We start from the raw sequence: 17,135 nt of genomic DNA, 5'->3' as shown, positions 1-17,135 counted from the left end.
GACCCATGCGCTTCACTCGGCGGACGCTGATGCAAGGCACGCTGCTGACCGCGGCGGCGGGCCCGATTACCCTGCGTCCTGCCGAAGCCGCACCCCGGCTGAACGAAGCGCCCATCCGCTGGATCGACGGCGCCGCCCCGGCCGCTCACGACGGCCAGACCTTCGGCGTGGCCTGGCCCAAGGGGGCGCTGCCGAAGCGCCAGCGGCTGGCCGTGCGCGCAGGCGATGCGGCGGTGCCTTCGCAGAGCTGGCCGATGGCCTGGTGGCCCGACGGCTCGATCAAATGGACCGCGCATGCGATCCCTGCCGATGCGGGCAGGACCGGACCGCTGGTGGTGGCTCCCGGTCGCGAGGCGGCGCCGCAGAGCCCGGTGTCGGTCGAGGAGCGACCCGACGCCGTGGTGATCCGCTCGGGTGCGCGCAGCTGGGAGATCGGCCGCAGCGGCGCCGCGCTGGTGCGCCGCGCGACGAGCGGCGACCGGGTGCTGGTCGAGAACGCCACGCTGGTCGGCGAAGTGCGCGCCGGCGGGCCCGACGGCGAGCGCCAGCCGCTCGGCTGCCGCATCGATCGCGTGGTGGTCGAGCAGCGCGGCCCCGTCCGCGCGGTAGTGCGCGTCGAGGGCTGGCACCTGGCCGGCACGCGTGCGGTGCTGCCCTTCAGCATCCGCCTCTATGCCTATGCGGGGTCGGAAGGGCTGCGGCTGGTCCACAGCTTCGTCTATGACCTCAACCCGGCGGAGCTTTATGTCTCCGGTCTCGGCATCGCGCTGGGCGTGCCGATGCGCGGCGAGTTGCACGACCGGCACATCCGCCTCGCCACCGGCGAGGACGCGATGTTCGTCGAGGCGGTGCGCCCGCTCACCGGGCTCAGGCGCGATCCCGGCAAGGCAGTGCGGGACGCACAGATCGCCGGCCGCGCGGTCGGGCCGATTGCCGAGATGCGCGCGCCGGTGGGGCAATTGCTCGAGCGCATTGCTGCCTGGTCGGACTTCAGTCTGGCGCAGCTTTCCGCCAATGGCTTCACCCTCGCCAAGCGCACGCACGAGGGGCAGGCCTGGATCGACGCGGGCGAGGGGCGGCGGGCGCCGGGCCTCGCCTATGTCGGATCGCCACAGGGCGGCGGCGCGATCGGGATGCGCTATTTCTGGCAGCGCCACCCGACCCAGCTCGACATCCGCGGTGCCGCTTCCGACAAGGCGACGCTGACCGCGTGGCTCTGGTCGCCCGACGCCAAGCCGATGGACCTTCGCCCCTATCACGACACGATGGGGATGGAGGGCTATGACGCCCAGAACCAGGGCCTCGACATCACCTATGAGGATTATGAGCCCGGCTGGGACAGCGCGACCGGCATCGCGCGGACCAGCGAGCTGACGCTCTGGGCGTTCGACGCCACACCCGAGACGCCCCGGCTCCAGGCGCTGGCGCAGGCGAGCGCAACGCCGCCGCAGCTGATGGTCGATCCCGCGCGCGTCCACGCCGCGGGCGTGTTCGGCGACTGGGGCCTGCCCGACCGCTCGACGCCCAAGCGCGCCGCGATCGAGGACCAGCTCGCCAACCTGGTCGATTTCTACGCGGGCGAAGTCGATCGGCGCAGCTGGTACGGTTTCTGGAACCACGGCGACGTGATGCACACCTACGACGCCGACCGGCACCAGTGGCGCTACGACATCGGCGGCTTCGCATGGGACAACAGCGAGCTCTCGACTGACCTATGGCTCTGGTACGCAGCGCTGCGCTCGGGCGACGGCAAGACCTTCCGCTTCGCAGAGGCGATGACCCGGCACACGGGCGAAGTCGACGTCTATCACATGGGCCGCTTCGCCGGGCTCGGTACGCGCCACGGCGTCCAGCATTTCAGCGACAGCTCGAAGCAGCCACGCGTGAGCAACGCCGCCTATCGGCGAATCTTCTATTACCTCACCGCCGACGAGCGCGCGGGCGACCTGCTGCGCGCGCTGGTGAATTCGCACGAGGCACTGCGCACGGTCGAGATCGGCCGCAAGGTGCCGAGCAACGAGCACAAGCCGCTGCCCGCGGGCGTGATCGAGATGACTTTCGGCACCACCTGGGCAGTGCTCGCCGGGGCATGGCTCACCGAATGGGAGCGCACGGGCGACAAGAAGTGGCGCGACCGCATCGTCGCCGGGATGGACAGCATCGGGCGCCTGCCGAACGGCTGGCTCACCGGCAGCGCGCCCTATGACCTGGCGAGCGGGCGTTTCCTCGATCCGGGACCCCGCCGCGAGATGTCGCATCTGAATGCAGTGTTCGGCGCAGTCGAAGTCAATTCGGAGCTGCTGAGCCTGCTCGACGTGCCGCGCTACCGTGCTGCCTGGCTCGACTATTGCCGCTGGTACAATGCGCCGCGCGAGGAGTTCGTCGCCAAATGGGGCGAACCCTTCGGCCCGCGCAACCTGAGGCAGGGGCATTCGCGGCTGACGGCCTTCGCCGCCTATCACGACAAGGACGAGGCACTGGCCCGACGCGCGGCGGAGGAATTCTATTCGGGCGACGCGGGCCTGGCGATGGCCGACGGCGATCCGCGCGTGCCGCTGCCCGGCGGCGGAGTCGAATGGCCCGGCGTGTCGACCAATGCCACGGCGCAATGGGGGCTCGCCGCGATCCAGAACCTGGCGCTCATCCCCGAGGCGCTCGACAGCGTCGCCCGGCCCCCGGCGCGCCGGCGCCGGGGTGGCGAAGAATAGTGCTTAGCCCGTCGGCTGCTGTGTGAAGGCGACCGGCACCCTCGCGCCCCAGATCGCGTAATAGAGCACATAGAGCTCGCAGATCGCCGTGACGATGAAGGCCCATTGCAGGCCGAAGACGTCGGCGATCTGTCCCTGGATGAACACCAGCGCACCGCCCGCGATCGACATGATCAGCAGGCCCGATCCCTCTTCGGTCAGCGGCCCCAGCCCGCGGATCGCGAGGGCGAAGATCGTGGGGAACATGATCGAGTGGAAGAGGCCGACGAAGATCAGCGCGTACATTGCGGCGGGGCCGGAGACGAAGGTGGCGGCGAGTGCGGAGACGAGCGCGCCCAGCGCGAAGATCGCGAGCACCTTCTCGGGCGCGAAATAGCGCATGATCCAGGCGCCGGCGAAGCGGCCCACCATCATCCCGCCCCACACGAAGGTAAGGTAGAAGGCAGCCTCCTCGTGCGTGATGTTGGCGACGTCCTTCTGGGAGGCGAAGTTGATGAACAGATTGCCCACGCCGATCTCGGCGAGCACGTAGAGGAAGATGGCGACGCAGCCGAGCACCAGGTTGCGGTGGCGCCACAGCGACAGATGCTTGCGCTCCTCGGCGGCGGCGCGGCGCGTGGCGGCGCCGAGCGCGGGCAGCTTGGCGCGCGCGATCACCACCGTCAGCACCAACAGCACGATCGCGACGATCAGATAGGGAAGCTGCGTCGCCTGCGCGTCGGCCATGCGCTGGGCGTGCGTGAGCTGCGTGCCCTCGGCCGAAGTGCCGGCAGTGGTGCGCGCGAGGATCAGATAGCGGCCGAAGACGATCGCGAGGACATCGCCGGTGGTGTTGAACGCCTGGACCAGCGTCAGCCGCGCTTCGGCCGTGTTGGGCGGGCCGATCACCGCGACATAGGGGTTCGCCGCGACCTGGAGCAGCGCGATCCCGCACGAGACTGTGAAGAGCGACGCGAGCGTCACGCCATAGGAGGGCAGCGCCGCCGCGAGGATCATGCCCAGCGAGCCCGCGGTCATCACCGCGAGGCCGACGGACAGCGCCTTCTGATAGCCGATCCGCTCGATCAGCTTGGCCGCGGGGATCGAGGCGACGAGATAGCCGACGAACCAGGTCGATTCGATCAGCGTCGTCTGGAGATAGTTGAGCTCGAACACGCTCTTCAGGTGCGGGAGGAGCGTGTTGTTGATGACGGTGATGAACCCCCACATGAAGAAGAGGGTGGCGAGCAGCGCGAGCGCGGGGCGATAGTCGGCGCCCGGTCGGGGGGCCGCCACGGCGAGCGCGTCGTCGGTGGATATGGGTGTCAGCGCCACGTCTTGTCCTCTCCCTGGTCGCGCCACCGCTGCCCGAAAATCATCGCGCCGTCACCTCCCGCACGGCGACGAGCTTGCCGAAGCCCGATGCCTTGCCCGGCTCGGCCTCGACGAGCACCACGAGCGTGCGTTCGGCGTTCCCGGCGGGCAGTGGCACTTCGAGCGGCGCGGGGGCGGGATCGCGCTTCTCGGCGACCTTGCGGCCGTCGAGCCAGACCTCCGCGCTGCCGACCAGCTCGGTGAAGACCAGGGCGCCGCCGCGCTGGCGCACGCGCGCCTGGGGCGTGAAGGTCATCCGATAGGCGTTCCAGCGGCCGGCATCGGACGGCCCCTCGAGCCTGCCCGACTGGCCGCGCATCGTGGCATAGCGGTCGCCGGCGGCGATCGGTGCATTGGGATCCGGACGCGCCGCGGTGAAGGGTGCGCGTTCCCAGAAGCTCAGCAGCATCTCGGGCCGGGTGTTGGCGACCGCCGCGCGAGGCTCGGCGGCGACGCGGTCGACCGACAGCGCGGCGGGCTTGAGCCCCGGCGCCGTCGCGCGCAGCCGCAGCTTGCCGCGTCCGGGCGCGGCGCGGACGATCACCTGCGCCAGCCCGTTGAACAGTTTCCGGGCATTGCCCTTTTCGGGGTCGTGGTCGTTGGGGTTGCCGTTGCCGAGGCCGATGATCTCGCCGCCTTCGATTGCGAAGCTGGCGGGCAGGTTGACGGTGGGAACGTGGCGTCCCTTCGAGTCGACGGCGTCCAACGTGACGGGCTGCGCATCCTCGCCGTCACCCCGCATCACGCGGCGATCGGGGGTGAGCCGCAGCGCCACCGCCGGCCCGGTCGTCTCGACCTGCGCCCGCGCCACTTCGCGCCCGCCGCGATAGGCGATCGCCTCGAGCTTGCCCGGCGCATAGGGCACCTGAAATTCGGGTTGCCGGAGCCGGTCGACCGCGCTCTCGCCGACCTTCTTCCCATTCAGCAGCAGCACCACGCGCTCGGCATTGGTGAGCGCCACCACGCGGATCGGCTGGCATTCCTTGCCCGCCCAGTTCCAGTGCGGCTGGAGCGCGAGCACCGGTGCGTCGTCGATCCATTGCGCGCGGTGCTGGTGGAAGGCGAGCTTGGGGAAGCCGCAGATGTCCATGATGCCGAAGAAGCTGGACGTCGACGGCCATTCGAACGGCGTCGGCTCGCCATGATAGTCGAAGCCGGTCCAGACGAACCCGCCGGCGAGGAACGGCCGTTCGGCGATCGCGCGCCACGCGTCGCCGTGGGTGGCGCCCCAGGGCGCGCCCTCGTCGTCGTAGCTGGTCATGATGTTGCGGCTCTTGTCGGTCGCCCATTCGCCGCGGGTCGAGAAGGCGCTGGTGTCTTCCGAGCTGGTGAGCGGCTTGTCGGGGAAGGCCGCGTGATATTTGTCGTACTGGGGGATCTGGTAGTTGAAGCCGACCACGTCGACGGCGTGGCTGACGTTCGACGGCGAGAACATGCCGTTGTTCATCGCCGCGGTGACCGGGCGGCTCTCGTCGAGCGCCTTCACCGCCGCGGCCATGCGGCGGACCATCTCATAGCCCTGGGGCGAGCCCTGCATCGGCTCTTCGTTGAACACCGACCACAGGATGACCGACGGGCGGTTGCGGTCGCGCCGCACCATCCAGGTCAGCTGCTCCATGTAATCGGGGCTGGGATTGAACTGGCGGTTCTCGTCCATCACCAGCAGGCCGTGGCGGTCGCAGGCGTCGAGCAGTTCGACCGGCGGCGCGTTGTGCGACATGCGGATCGCGTTGGAGCCCAGCGCCTTGAGCCGCCGCACGCGCCAGTCCCACAGCGCATCGGGGATGGCGGTGCCGACGCCGGCATGGTCCTGGTGGTTGCAGGTGCCCTTGATCTTGAGCGGCTGGCCGTTGAGGTGGAAGCCGGTCTTGCCGTCGAAACGGAACCAGCGGAAGCCGATGTCGATGCGGCGTTCGTCGAGCAGCCTGTCGCCGTCGAACACCCGGACGAACAGCGGGTAGAGCGTCGGGGAATCGGGAGACCAGAGCTGCGGATCGGGGACCGACAGCGTCATGCGCGCGGTGGCGGGGACGAGCGGGCGGATTTCCACCGCGGCGCTCTCCTCGACGACGCGCGTGCCCTCCGGCCGGGCGAGCGCGGTTTTGACGATTACGTTGCGATTTTCGGTCGCGATGTTGTTGAGGGTGACTTCGACCGGCACCGTCCAGCTGCCATCAGCCGCGCGCCGCGGATCGCAATGTACGCCGTCGGTGACGATGTGCACCGGCTCGCGGATCGCCAGCCAGACGTGGCGATAGATGCCCGCGCCTTCGTACCACCAGCCCTCCATCGGATCGGCGTCGACTCGGATGGCGATGGTGTTGAGCTCGTCGCCGAAGCGCGCGAAGGGCGTCAGGTCGACATGGACACCGTTGTAGCCGCTCCAGTTGCGGTCGACGATCGTGCCGTTGACCCAGATCGTCGCCTGGGTGGCGATCGCGCCGAAGTCGATCTCGAGGAACTTGCCCTGGAGCGCCGGATCGAGCCGGATCGTGCGGCGGTACCAGCCGACGCCGCGGCGGCGGTAGCCCTGGGCGAGGTTGGCATCGGGATCGACCGGCGCCTCGATCGCCCAGTCGTGCGGCAGGTCGACTTCGCGCCAGTCGCTGTCGTCGAAACTCATCGCGGCGGCGCCGTGCGAGGCGCCGGCCTTGGCGTTCTCGTAGCTCGCCTGGTGGCCCTTGATCTCGGGCATGGGAATGTCGCCCAAGTGGAAGCGCCAGCCCTTGTCGAGCGACAGCCGTCCGGGCTCCTGCGGAGGATAGGCCGTGCCGAGCGTATCGCGCGGCGGGGGCATCGGCAGGTCCGAGCCGTCATAGGCAGGTGCCGCCTCGGCACGACCCGCCAAGGCCGGGATCGCGCCGGTCAGCGCCGTTGTCGCGAGAAACGCCCGACGGTCCATCTTCCTCCCCCTTCGCTTCTATTTGTGCAGTCGTAGCGCGACAGGTGCCGTGCGGTCGACCGAGATCAGCCCGTCCTCTTCGTGCAGCTCGGCGATCTGGAGCACGCTGCGCCGCCCCCAGGCCGGGTCCTTGGCTGCCTCGGACTCGCCCGACTGGTGGACGAAGTAGACGAGCCATGCGCGCTCGCCCGAGACGATCACGTCGGGATGCTGCGCCTTGGCGCGATCAGTGGGGCGCGTGCCGGGCTCGCCGAGCAGATGGCCGGGCTGCGCGGCCCAATGTTCGCCGTCGTCCGATCGCTGGACGAGCAGGCCTTTCCACGCGTCGCTGATCAGCCACCAGCGTCCGCGCCAGCGGAACGCCTTGGGGCCTTCGCCCGGCGTGTCGGTGACGGCGCCGCGGACGGTCCAGCGCTTTAGGTCGGGGCTGTCGGCGTATTTGATCGCCTTGTTCGCCCGCTCGTCGTTGAACCAGAGCCGATAGCCGCCGCCGGGGAGCGCGGCGACGCTGGCGTCGATGACGCGGTCCGATCCGAGATCGAGCCGCTCGCCGCAATCCCAGCGCTCGAGGTCCCTGCTGGTGAGGTGGACGAGGAAGCGCGGGGCGTTCCAATCGGCGAAGACGCCCGGCACCACGGTGATCCACATGTGCCAGGTGTCGCCGAAGCGTTGCACCTCGGGCGCCCAGAGCGTCGCGCCGGTGCAGCTTTCGGGGATCGCGGCCGTGCCCGAGTAGCGCCAGTGCGCGCCGTCCCCGGACCGCGCGACGCCGATGGCGGTGCCATGGACCCAGCGGACGTCCCTGGGGTCGGCCAGCTTCAGGTCGGCGCGGCGATTGGTGTAGAACATCACCCATTCGCCGCGCTGCGGATCATGGACGATCGACGGGTCCGCCGCGCCGTCGTGCACCGGGTCGCGGAACAGCGGCACCGGCGCGACCGGATCGGCGACGGCCGGCTGGGCGAGCAGCGCCAGCGCGGCGAGCAGCATCAGCGGGCGGCTCCGGTCACCGGGTTGTTGCCCCAGAGCTGGTCGTACTTCCATCCCGACAGGTCCTCGACGACCCTGCGCGCTTCGGGCGAAGTCGGCTCAGTACCTCCGGCGCGCAAATGATCGATCTCGGCCATCAGCACGTCGTGCGTCTGGGCGTTGAGGCGGAAGCGCCACGAAGCGATCAGGCCGGCGAGCATGACCAGGATCGGGCCGAGGATGAGCAGCCAGGTGATGGTGGCGATCGCCTCCGGCGTCTGTTGCACCGCGCCGGCGGGCCCTCCCTTGGGCGAGACATAGCCGCCGAGGTCGATGATCCAGCCCGTCAAGATGATCGCCGCGGACTGCGCGAGCTTGCGCACCAGCGTCATGACTCCGGCAAAGATGCCCTCGCGCCGCTGGGCCGTGACGGCCTCGTCGACGTCGGGCAGGTAGTTGTAGATCGACCAGGGCACGAAATTGAGCGTGCCGCGGCCGAGCCCGGCGAGCAGGATCGGCACGAACAGCCAGAAGATCAGCGCCGGACTGAAACTGGCGGACGCGGGATTGAGCGCCGAAAGCATATTGCCCTGGAGCGCGCCCAAGTCCGCGGCAAAGGCCGCCGGCCTGAGAAAATAGAAGGCGAGGAACAGCAGCAGCCCGGCGCCGAAGAAGCTGATCGCGATGCGATAGGCGATGACGGGCCCCGTGCGGATCACGATGTTGATCGCGATCATCACCGAGATGAGCTGCGCCACGTACATGGTCGTCAGCAGCTGCGAGATGATCAGCGTCGCGCCCATCATCACCGTGACGACGAAGATCGGGAAGGCGGTGTTGAAGATGTCCTGCGAGATATAGCCGCCGAGATAGATCGACAGATGCTGGCGGAAGGCGCGGATGCGCAGCGTCGAGAACAGATCGCGGAACATCGCGACCGGAATCAGCAGCGCGGTCCTGAGGTCGAGCGGCGCCGGGCAGATCTCCATTTCGGCTTCGGTATAGGGGCGTTCCCAGGTGAAGATCGTCACCAGCAGCACGACCAGGCTGAAGATCGCGCCGAAGATCGCGCCCATGATCAGGAAGGTGCTGGGCGAGTCCTTGCCGCCCAGCGTGGCGATGATCAGCGTCGGCAGATAGGATGCGAGGATGGCGGAGCTCTGCGCGACGATCATCCGCGCGCCGGCGAACCGCGCCTTCTTGCGATAGTCGTTGGTCATCTCCGCAGGGAGCGTCTCCCACGGGATGAGGAACATCGTGTAGACGAACTCGAAGAAGATGAAGGTCAGCAGATAATAAGTGAAGGTCTGGCCCGCGACGAAGATCAGCGCGAAGCTGGGGAGCAGCGGTATCGTGGCGATCAGGAAGACCTTGCGCCGCCCGATGCGCCGCCCGATCCAGGTGTGCCGCAGATTGTCCGACACATAGCCGATCAGCGGGCAGGTGATTGCCTCGAGCAGCCGGGGCAGGCCGAGGATCAGCCCCGCCTCCGCGGCCGACAGGTTGCAGAAGGTGGTGAAGAAATAGAGCAGCCAGCCGGTGACGACGGCCTGCGCGCCGGCCCCCAGCATGTCGCCGGAGCCCCAGCCCCAATAATTGTACCAGCGCGGCTCACGATGCGTGGTGGTGGCAGGCGCGGCGGCGCTGGCGGCCATAAGGTTCCTCTCGGGGGCGACAGGCCTTCGGCCTGTTCTTTACTCCATATTTTGAACCGCTATCATGATATGTGGAACGACATCAAGTCGGCGGGAGAGAGAGGATGCGGCTGGCACGCGCGTTTTGCCAAGGAGTTGCGACTGCGGCGTTGCTGGCGTTCGCCGGGGCGGCTTGTGCCGAGCCGGCGGCCGAGTGGATCGACCCGCTGACCGGGCACAAGGTGGTGCGGATCAGCCGCGAGCCCGGCTCGGCCAGCCTCTATTTCCACCAGAACAGCTACACGCCGCAGGGCGACAAGATGGTCATCTCGGTCCCCGACGGCATCTCGGTGGTCGACCTCAAGACGTGGGACGTCAAGCCGCTGATCAAGGGCAAGGGGCTGGTGCTGCTGTTCACCGGCCGCAAGACGCGGACGGCCTATTACCAGACGCGCGCGGGCGAGGGCGCGCCCTGGACGATCTTCGCCGCCGATATCGACACCGGCAAGTCGCGCCGCATCGCCGAGATCAAGGAAGGCTTCATCGGCTCGATCAATGCCGACGAGACGCTGCTGCTCGGCCAATGGGCGGAGACCGACAAGCCGCTCCAGCCGGGGGCCAAGCCCGCCGACAATGCAAAGTTCGGCCAGGCGCAATATGCCGCCAACTGGCCCGACGGCCGCCCGATGACCTACGCCGACGCCAAGGAAGTGCGGCTCAACGAGCGGCTCGAGGCGAAGATTCCGATGGAGATCTTCACGATCGACGTGAAGACCGGCACGCGCAAGGTGGTGACCGCCTCGACCGACTGGCTCAACCATATCCAGTTCTCGCCGACCGACCCGCAGCAGATCATGTATTGCCACGAGGGGCCGTGGCACAAGGTCGACCGGATCTGGACGATCCGTGCCGACGGGACCGGAAAGAAGCTGATCCACAGCCGCACGATGAACATGGAGATCGCGGGGCACGAGTTCTTCTCGCCCGACGGCAAGACGATCTGGTACGACCTCCAGACCCCGCGCGGACAGGTGTTCTGGCTCGCCGGCTACGACCTGACGACGGGCAAGCGCCGCTGGTACAATGTCGAGCGCAACCAATGGTCGGTGCACTATAACCAGTCGCCGGACCTCAAGCTGTTCTCGGGGGATGGCGGCGACAGCGAGATGGTCGCGCACGCGCCCGACGGGAAGTACCTCTACCTGTTCCACCCCAAGGACATCCCGGATGTCGCAGGCATCCATGCGCCGGGTGCGGAGAACCTGATCGCGCCGGGCAGCTTCGACGCCGAGAAGCTGGTCGACATGCGCAAGCAGGACTATCGGCTCGAGCCCAACATGACCTTCACGCCCGACGGCAAGTGGATCGTCTTCCGCGCGAACTTCGAGGGTGAGAACCACATCTACGCGGTCGAACTGGCCAGGGCAGCGGGCAAGTGATCCGCGCCGCCGCGGCGCTCGCGCTCGCCTGCTGGGCGCTCCCGGCGCTGGCCCAGCCGACCGAACGCGTGTCGATCGACAAGGACTGGCGGCTGCTGGTCGGCGACCAGGTCGACGCGATGGCGCCGGGGCTCGACGACAGCGGCTGGAAGCAGGTCGACGTGCCGCACGACTGGGCGATCGCCGGGCCATTCGACGAGAAGGCGCGCGCGACCGGATCGGGCGGCTGGCTGCCGACTGGCGTCGCCTGGTACCGCAAGCATTTCCGCCTGCCCGAGAACGCGCGCGGGCGCCGCGTGTTCGTCGAGCTCGACGGGGTGATGGATCGCGGCGGGGTGTGGATCAACGGCCAGCATGTCGGGTACCGGCCGTACGGCTATTCGAGCGTGCGCTACGAGCTGACGCCGTTCCTCAAGGCCGAGGGCGACAATGTGCTGGCGGTGCGCGCCGACACTTCGGCGCAGCCGGCGTCGCGCTGGTATGCCGGCGGTGGCATCTATCGCCATGCCCGGCTGGCGATCAGCGGCAATCAATATTTCGAGCCTTGGGGCGTGGCGGTCCGGTCGTCGCTGACCAGCCGCCGCGCAGGCGCCGAAGTCGCGATCGTCGCCAGCGTGCGCAACGCGGCCGATGCCACCGGCCGCGGCAAGCTCGCCGTGGTCATCCGCGCGCCCGACGGCAGCGTGGTGGCACGCGGCGAAGGCAGCGAGGCGGCGCTCGACGGCACGCACACGACCGAACTGCGGGCGGACCTCCATGTAGTCAACCCGCGGCTCTGGGACCCGCGCGATCCGGCGCTCTACACCGCCGAAGTGACGCTCACCGGCGCCGATGGCACCGTGCTCGACCGCCAGACCGAGCGCTTCGGCATTCGCGACGCGCGCTTCGAGGCGGCGAGCGGCTTCTGGCTCAACGGGCGCAACATCAAGCTGAAGGGCGTCGCGATCCACGCCGATGGCGGCGCGTTCGGCATGGCCGTGCCGCTGGCGATGTATGAGCGGCGGCTGCGCGGGCTGATGAAGCTTGGCGTCAACGCCGTGCGCACCGCGCATCATCCCTTCTCGCCCGAATTCCTCGACCTGTGCGACCGGCTCGGCCTGATCGTGATGGACGAGGCGTTCGATCAATGGACGGTCGCCAAGAACCCCTACGACTATCACCTGTTCTTCACCGACTGGTCGTCGATCGACGCGCGCGACTTCGCCCGGCGCGACCGCAATCATCCGAGCGTGGTGATCTGGTCGATCGGCAACGAGATCCACGACACGCCCTACCCGCTCGTCGCCAAGTCGATCATCGAGCGGCTGACCAAGATCTTCCACGCCGAGGATCCGACACGGCCCGTGACGATGGCCCTGTTCCGGCCGAACACCACCGGCGATTACCAGAACGGGCTGGCGGACATGCTCGACGTGGTCGGGCAGAATTACCGCGAGAAGGAGCTGGCCAAGGCGCATGCCGACAAGCCGTCCCGCAAGATCCTCGGCACCGAGAACAGCAAGAACCGCGACAGCTGGCTGATCGTCCGCGACGATCCGGCCTATGCGGGCATGTTCCTGTGGACCGGGGTAGATTATCTCGGCGAGGCGGATCGCGCCGGGTGGCCGGTGATCGGCAATCCGTCGGGGCTCGTCGACCGCACCGATTTCGTCAAGCCGATCGGCTGGGAGCGGGCGAGCTGGTGGGCCGAGACGCCGGTGGTCAAGATCGCGCGGCGGATCAACGAGCAGGTCGATACCAGCGCGCTGCCGACGATGGTCGGGGTGGCGATGCCCCAGCCGAAGGGCCCCGGCGCGCTGCGCGACTGGTCGCCCGAGAACCGCGCGCCGCATGACGAGAAAGTCGAGGTCTACAGCAACGCCGCCAGCGTCGAGCTGCTGCTCAACGGGCGCTCGCTGGGCAGCAAGCCGCGGCCCGCGGACGATAGTGCGCGGCGGTGGGACGTGCCGTTCGAGCCCGGCATGATCCGCGCGGTGGCGCGGGATGCCGCGGGCAAGGTCTTGGCCAGCGACGAGCTGCGTACCGCGGGTGCCCCGGCGGCGATCCGGCTGATCCCGGAGGCCCCCGCGATGGGCAGCGGCTTCGACGATCTCGGCTTCGTCCGGGTCGAAGTGGTGGACGCCAAGGGCGTGGTGGTGCCCAGCGCCGCCGATCGCGTCCGCATAGCGATCGAGGGGCCGGCGAAGCTCGCCGCCTATGACAATGGCTCGCCGACCGAACACACCATGTTCGGTGAGCCCGAGCGGCCCGTGTACGGCGGCCATGCGCTGGTAATGCTGCGCGGGAGCGGGGCGGGCACCGTGCGCGTGCGGGCGACGGCGCCGGGGCTCAAGGCGGGCACGGCGACGGTGGTGGCGCGGTAGACGGGGAAGGCCTGACGCTACCTTCGTCACCCCGGCCTTGTGCCGGGGCCCACCGCGCGCCCCCGGAGAAGCTCGAGCCTCTTGTCCATGACTTGCGTCCCGGTGGGCCCCGGCACAAGGCCGGGGTGACGGTCAGGCTAGGGAGCGACGGGCTCGAAGCGCACCGCCTCGACCAGCACGCCGCCGGTTTCCGCGCGCAGCTCGATGCGGTGGGTTCCTGCCGCTAGCGTCGCAGGGACCTCGGCCGACACCCGGTTGTCCAGCACGGCTTGTGCCCAGGCGGCGTCGCCGGTCTCGCGGGGAATCGAGAGCGGATACGCCTTGCCGTCGATGCCGAGCGTGAGCCGCAGCGGCGCGCCGTCGGAATCGGCATAGGTGGGAATCAGGTCGGCGATCGCACGCCACTTGCCGGCGGGCAGGGGGAGCGTCGCCGCGCCGGCGACCGGGCGGTCGATGCGCGAACCCAGCGCGAAGCCGTTGCGGCCGAGGCCGGTGACCCTGCGCCAATTGCCCGTGACCTTGCCGAGGTCGAGCAGCACGTCGGGCGCGGCGACGGGCTCGGTCAGGACGGGGGTGACCGGCGGGGTGGCCGCGGGGGCGGGGAGGATCGGCGGTGTCAGGCGGAAGCTCTTCCACTGGCCGTCGGCGGGCTCGACGGCGATGAAGCCGCGCCACTTGCCGCCCGCGAGTGCGTCATAGTCGCGCGTGAGCGTCGCGATCCGCGCGTCGGCGCCGCGGGCTTCGGCGCCGCGGGCGAGTGCGCGGGGGAGATCGGCGTCGCGCAGCTTGTCGTGCGCCTCGGCGGCGAAGAAGCGGCGATTGGCCTCGGCCGCAGCCTCGACCGGATAGCCGAGCAGCTCGAAGAAGGCGTCGCGGCGTTCCTGCGGGACCTGTCCGGCGATCGCGCGGAGGCGAGCGAGGTTGCGGTCGAATTCGGCCAGCCGGGCGTCGGCTTCGGCGATCGACCAGGGGCTCTGCTTTGCCTTCTGCCCCGGCAGCCACCATTGGAGATGCTCGGGCCGGCGGATGAAATTGAGCCGGTGGTGTTCAGCGAGCACCGCAGCGATCGCGTCCGCCTGCGCGGCGTCGACATTCTCCGCGGCCCAGCGCCGCGTGAAGCCCTCGACGCCCAGCGCGCGGATGCCGGGCACGTCCCAGGCGAGCGACAGGAAATAGTCGATGTCGAGCTCGGCGGGCTTGATGTCGCCGACATTGGCGATCCACATTCGCCGCGCGCCCAGGTCCCAGGCGCGACCCATCTCCTCGCCCACCAGCGCGGGCGGCGTGGTGGAAAGCCACAGATAGGATAGCGGCGCGCCGAGATAGGAGAGGTGGTAATAGATGCCCGAGCCGCCGCCGCGCTTGCGTTCCTCGGGCGTGGGGAAGCGGCGGATGTAGCCGAAATTGTCGTCGGGCCACATGAGCGTGACGTCATCCGGAACGGCGAGCCCGGCGCGGTAGATGTCGAGCACTTCCTTGTAAGGCGTGAACACCTGCGGCACGCGCTCGACCTGCGGCGACATATGCCGCGCCAGCATCGCGCGCTGGTCGGCGAAGATGCGCTCGAGGAAGCGCTTGCGCGTCGGCATGTCGCCGGCGCCCTGCATCCCGCTGTCGTGGATGCCGCGCATGCCGAGCGTCCAGATGCTCTCGTACTTACCGTTGGTGCGCGCACGTTCCTCCCAATAGGCGCGCACGCCCTCCGGGTTCTTGCCGTAATCATAGTCGTGCGGGTCGGCGGTCCATTCGCCGACATTGTTCCGCAGCATCGGCTCGGCGTGCGAGGAGCCCATGACGATGGCGTAGCGGTCCGCCAGCCGGGCATTTTCGGGGTCTGCGTTGAAGGCCGGGCTGATCTTGTGCATCGCCGGCCACAGCGTGTTGGCCTTGAGCCGGAGCAGCAGCTCGAACACCTTGGCATAGGTCTTGGGGCCCATGCCGCGTCCGCCCTCGAACACGGTGGCCGACCAGGGGGTGAGCCCCCAATCCTCGTCGTTGATGAAGATCCCGCGATATTTGACCGAGGGCGGGCCGAAGCGGTGCGTGCCGGGGCGGACGTGGAGCGCGGGGTGCCGGAGCGGCGTGACGTCGGCCCACCAATGCCAGGGCGAAACGCCGATCGCGCGGCTGAGCTCGTAGATGCCATAGGCGGTGCCGCGTCGGTCGCTGCCGGCGATCACCAGCGCGCGCGGCACCCCCGGCGTGGGCCGCTCGATCGTGGCGATGACGAAGCTTTCCCACGCGCCCTTCAGCTTGCGGGCGTCGAGCTTGCCCGACGCCACGAGGCGGTCGATCGCGGGGTTCTTGCCCAGCGTGCCGGCCCAGATGGGGTCTCCGCCGCTCGTTTTGTCGGTGACCGTCTGGAGATCGCGGCGCAGGTCCGCAGCGGCGATACCGACCACCGGATGGTCGTCGGGTGCGGTGACGACGCTGGCCCCGGCGAGCGAGAGGCCAGAGGCAGAGGGACTGGTATCGATCCAGTCGGCCACCCAACCTCCGTCATCCCCGCGAAGGCGGGGACCCAGAGTTGTGGAGGAATTCGCTCGGGGCTCTGGGTCCCCGCCTTCGCGGGGATGACGGGGAAAGGCGGTAGCCGGCGCCAGCAAGAGGGCGGCGAGCCCGAGGAGCAGCGCCGCCCGCAGCATCAGATGTACGTCCGCAGGAACTCGCCGAGCGCGCAGATCGCGAGGCTCTGGCCATAGGGCATCGAGGTCAGGCGGATGTCCTTGTAGAACTGGAGCGTGTCGCCCATCGCGGTGCCGAAGCTGACCTGCTGGAGCTCGCCGGTCTCGTCGATGTTGGCGAGAACGCCCTTCACTGCCTTGATTCCGACCTGCTCGTAATGGCGCGGGAGGTAGCCCTTCCGCACCGCTTTGAGGATGCCATAGGCGAAGCCCGCGGTGGCCGAAGCCTCGAGGTACGAGGTCGGATCGACGATCAGCGTGTGCCACAGCCCGGTCTCAGGGTCCTGCGTCTCGGCGAGCGTCTTCACCTGCGCGGCGAGCGTGTCGATCAGGAAGGTGCGGAAGGCATCGCCCTGCGGCAGGTCGAGGATCTCGATGATCTCGGGGATCGCGATCGTCACCCAGCAATTGCCGCGCGCCCACAAAGCCTCGGCGAAATTGTGCCGGCCGTTGAAGTCCCAGCCGTGGAACCAGAGGCCGGTCTTCTTGTCGAACAGATACTTGATGTGGACGAGGAACTGGCGCTTGGCCTCCTCGACATAATGCGGGCGGCCCAACAGCAGCCCGATCTTGGCGAGCGGCAGCACCGACATCATGAGGGTGTCGTCCCACAGCTCGCCGGGATTCTCGTCATTGTAGACGATGTGCTGGAAGCCGCCTTCCTCGGTCTTGGGCAGGCCGTCGGGGGCCATCAGCCACTCGCACCAGGTGTCGAGATAGGGGATGTAGCGCGGGTCCGGCTCCTGCTCGTAGAGATAGGCAAGCGTGATGAACGGCGCGACGGTGTTGATGTTCTTGGTCGGCGTGCCCTCGGCGAAGCGATCCTCGAACCACTGCTTGATGATGTGCAGCGCCTTGTCGTCGCCGGTCTGCTCGTAATAGCGCCACATGCCGAACAGCCCGACGCCGTGGGTCCATTCCCAGCCGGCCCAGCCCTTGGTGTCGATGATGCGGCCGTCCTCGAGATGGAGGAGGAACTCGCCGGTCTCGTCCTTGATGTTGACGAGATTGTCCATGAGCAGGTCGATCTTCGAAGTGATCTCGCTGCGGGGCACGTCGTGGGTGAGGGCGGCCAAGGTCTGA

9 protein-coding genes are annotated in these 17,135 nt (G+C 68.7%); 3 read left to right on the top strand and 6 right to left on the bottom strand.

Translation table 11 applies throughout. The features are described from left to right. Positions 1-5 precede the first annotated feature (5 nt). Positions 6-2,708 carry a Tat pathway signal sequence domain protein gene (locus J7500_RS07405; RefSeq protein WP_294061013.1) on the top strand — a complete coding sequence of 901 codons (2,703 nt, stop codon included), beginning with the start codon at positions 6-8 and terminating at the stop codon, positions 2,706-2,708. A gap of 3 nt (positions 2,709-2,711) precedes the next feature. Here J7500_RS07405 and J7500_RS07400 read toward each other — a convergent pair whose 3' ends face one another. Genes J7500_RS07400 through J7500_RS07385 form a run of 4 tightly spaced genes read right to left on the bottom strand, consistent with a single transcriptional unit; the run spans position 2,712 to position 9,587 of the window. Continuing rightward, entirely contained in the window at positions 2,712-4,007 is a 1,296-nt protein-coding gene (locus J7500_RS07400; protein WP_294061125.1) for a sugar MFS transporter, read from the bottom strand. A gap of 55 nt (positions 4,008-4,062) precedes the next feature. Further along, positions 4,063-6,963: a beta-galactosidase GalA gene (gene galA, locus J7500_RS07395; RefSeq protein ID WP_294061011.1), complete on the bottom strand. Its 2,901-nt coding sequence runs from the start codon at positions 6,961-6,963 to the stop codon at positions 4,063-4,065. A gap of 18 nt (positions 6,964-6,981) precedes the next feature. Next, on the bottom strand, positions 6,982-7,953 hold the full coding sequence (locus J7500_RS07390; RefSeq protein ID WP_294061010.1) for a glycoside hydrolase family 43: 972 nt from the start codon (positions 7,951-7,953) through the stop codon (positions 6,982-6,984). Beyond that, positions 7,953-9,587, bottom strand: coding sequence for an MFS transporter (locus J7500_RS07385; RefSeq protein WP_294061009.1), 1,635 nt, complete (start codon positions 9,585-9,587; stop codon positions 7,953-7,955). Before J7500_RS07385 ends, J7500_RS07390 begins: the two co-directional genes overlap by 1 nt. A 104-nt stretch (positions 9,588-9,691) precedes the next feature. Here J7500_RS07385 and J7500_RS07380 point away from each other — a divergent pair, with 104 nt between their 5' ends. Beyond that, positions 9,692-11,005, top strand: a complete 1,314-nt coding sequence (locus J7500_RS07380; protein ID WP_294061007.1) for an oligogalacturonate lyase family protein — start codon at positions 9,692-9,694, stop codon at positions 11,003-11,005. Further along, on the top strand, positions 11,002-13,368 hold the full coding sequence (locus tag J7500_RS07375; RefSeq protein WP_294061006.1) for a glycoside hydrolase family 2 TIM barrel-domain containing protein: 2,367 nt from the start codon (positions 11,002-11,004) through the stop codon (positions 13,366-13,368). Before J7500_RS07380 ends, J7500_RS07375 begins: the two co-directional genes overlap by 4 nt. Positions 13,369-13,505: 137 nt before the next feature. Here the strand turns inward: J7500_RS07375 and J7500_RS07370 are convergent, their stop codons facing one another. Together J7500_RS07370 and J7500_RS07365 are read right to left on the bottom strand one after the other, a co-directional pair. Then, positions 13,506-15,857, bottom strand: a complete 2,352-nt coding sequence (locus tag J7500_RS07370) for a glycosyl hydrolase 115 family protein (RefSeq protein ID WP_294061005.1) — start codon at positions 15,855-15,857, stop codon at positions 13,506-13,508. A 155-nt stretch (positions 15,858-16,012) separates the two neighbouring features. Then, positions 16,013-17,128: a glycoside hydrolase family 88 protein gene (locus J7500_RS07365; protein WP_294061004.1), complete on the bottom strand. Its 1,116-nt coding sequence runs from the start codon at positions 17,126-17,128 to the stop codon at positions 16,013-16,015. Positions 17,129-17,135: the final 7 nt, after the last annotated feature.

This window comes from Sphingomonas sp., assembly GCF_017744835.1.
Classification (GTDB): domain Bacteria; phylum Pseudomonadota; class Alphaproteobacteria; order Sphingomonadales; family Sphingomonadaceae; genus Sphingomonas.
Note: the sequence above shows the minus strand (reverse complement) of the source record. Positions and strands in the feature narration are given on the sequence as shown.

Bases quoted from the DNA above. Each gene is read 5' to 3' on its own strand.
- J7500_RS07380 (WP_294061007.1), top strand. From the start codon at position 9,692: ATGCGGCTGGCACGCGCGTTTTGCCAAGGAGTTGCGACTGCGGCGTTG.
- galA (WP_294061011.1), bottom strand. From the start codon at position 6,963: ATGGACCGTCGGGCGTTTCTCGCGACAACGGCGCTGACCGGCGCGATC.
- J7500_RS07390 (WP_294061010.1), bottom strand. From the start codon at position 7,953: ATGCTGCTCGCCGCGCTGGCGCTGCTCGCCCAGCCGGCCGTCGCCGAT.
- J7500_RS07385 (WP_294061009.1), bottom strand. From the start codon at position 9,587: ATGGCCGCCAGCGCCGCCGCGCCTGCCACCACCACGCATCGTGAGCCG.
- J7500_RS07405 (WP_294061013.1), top strand. From the start codon at position 6: ATGCGCTTCACTCGGCGGACGCTGATGCAAGGCACGCTGCTGACCGCG.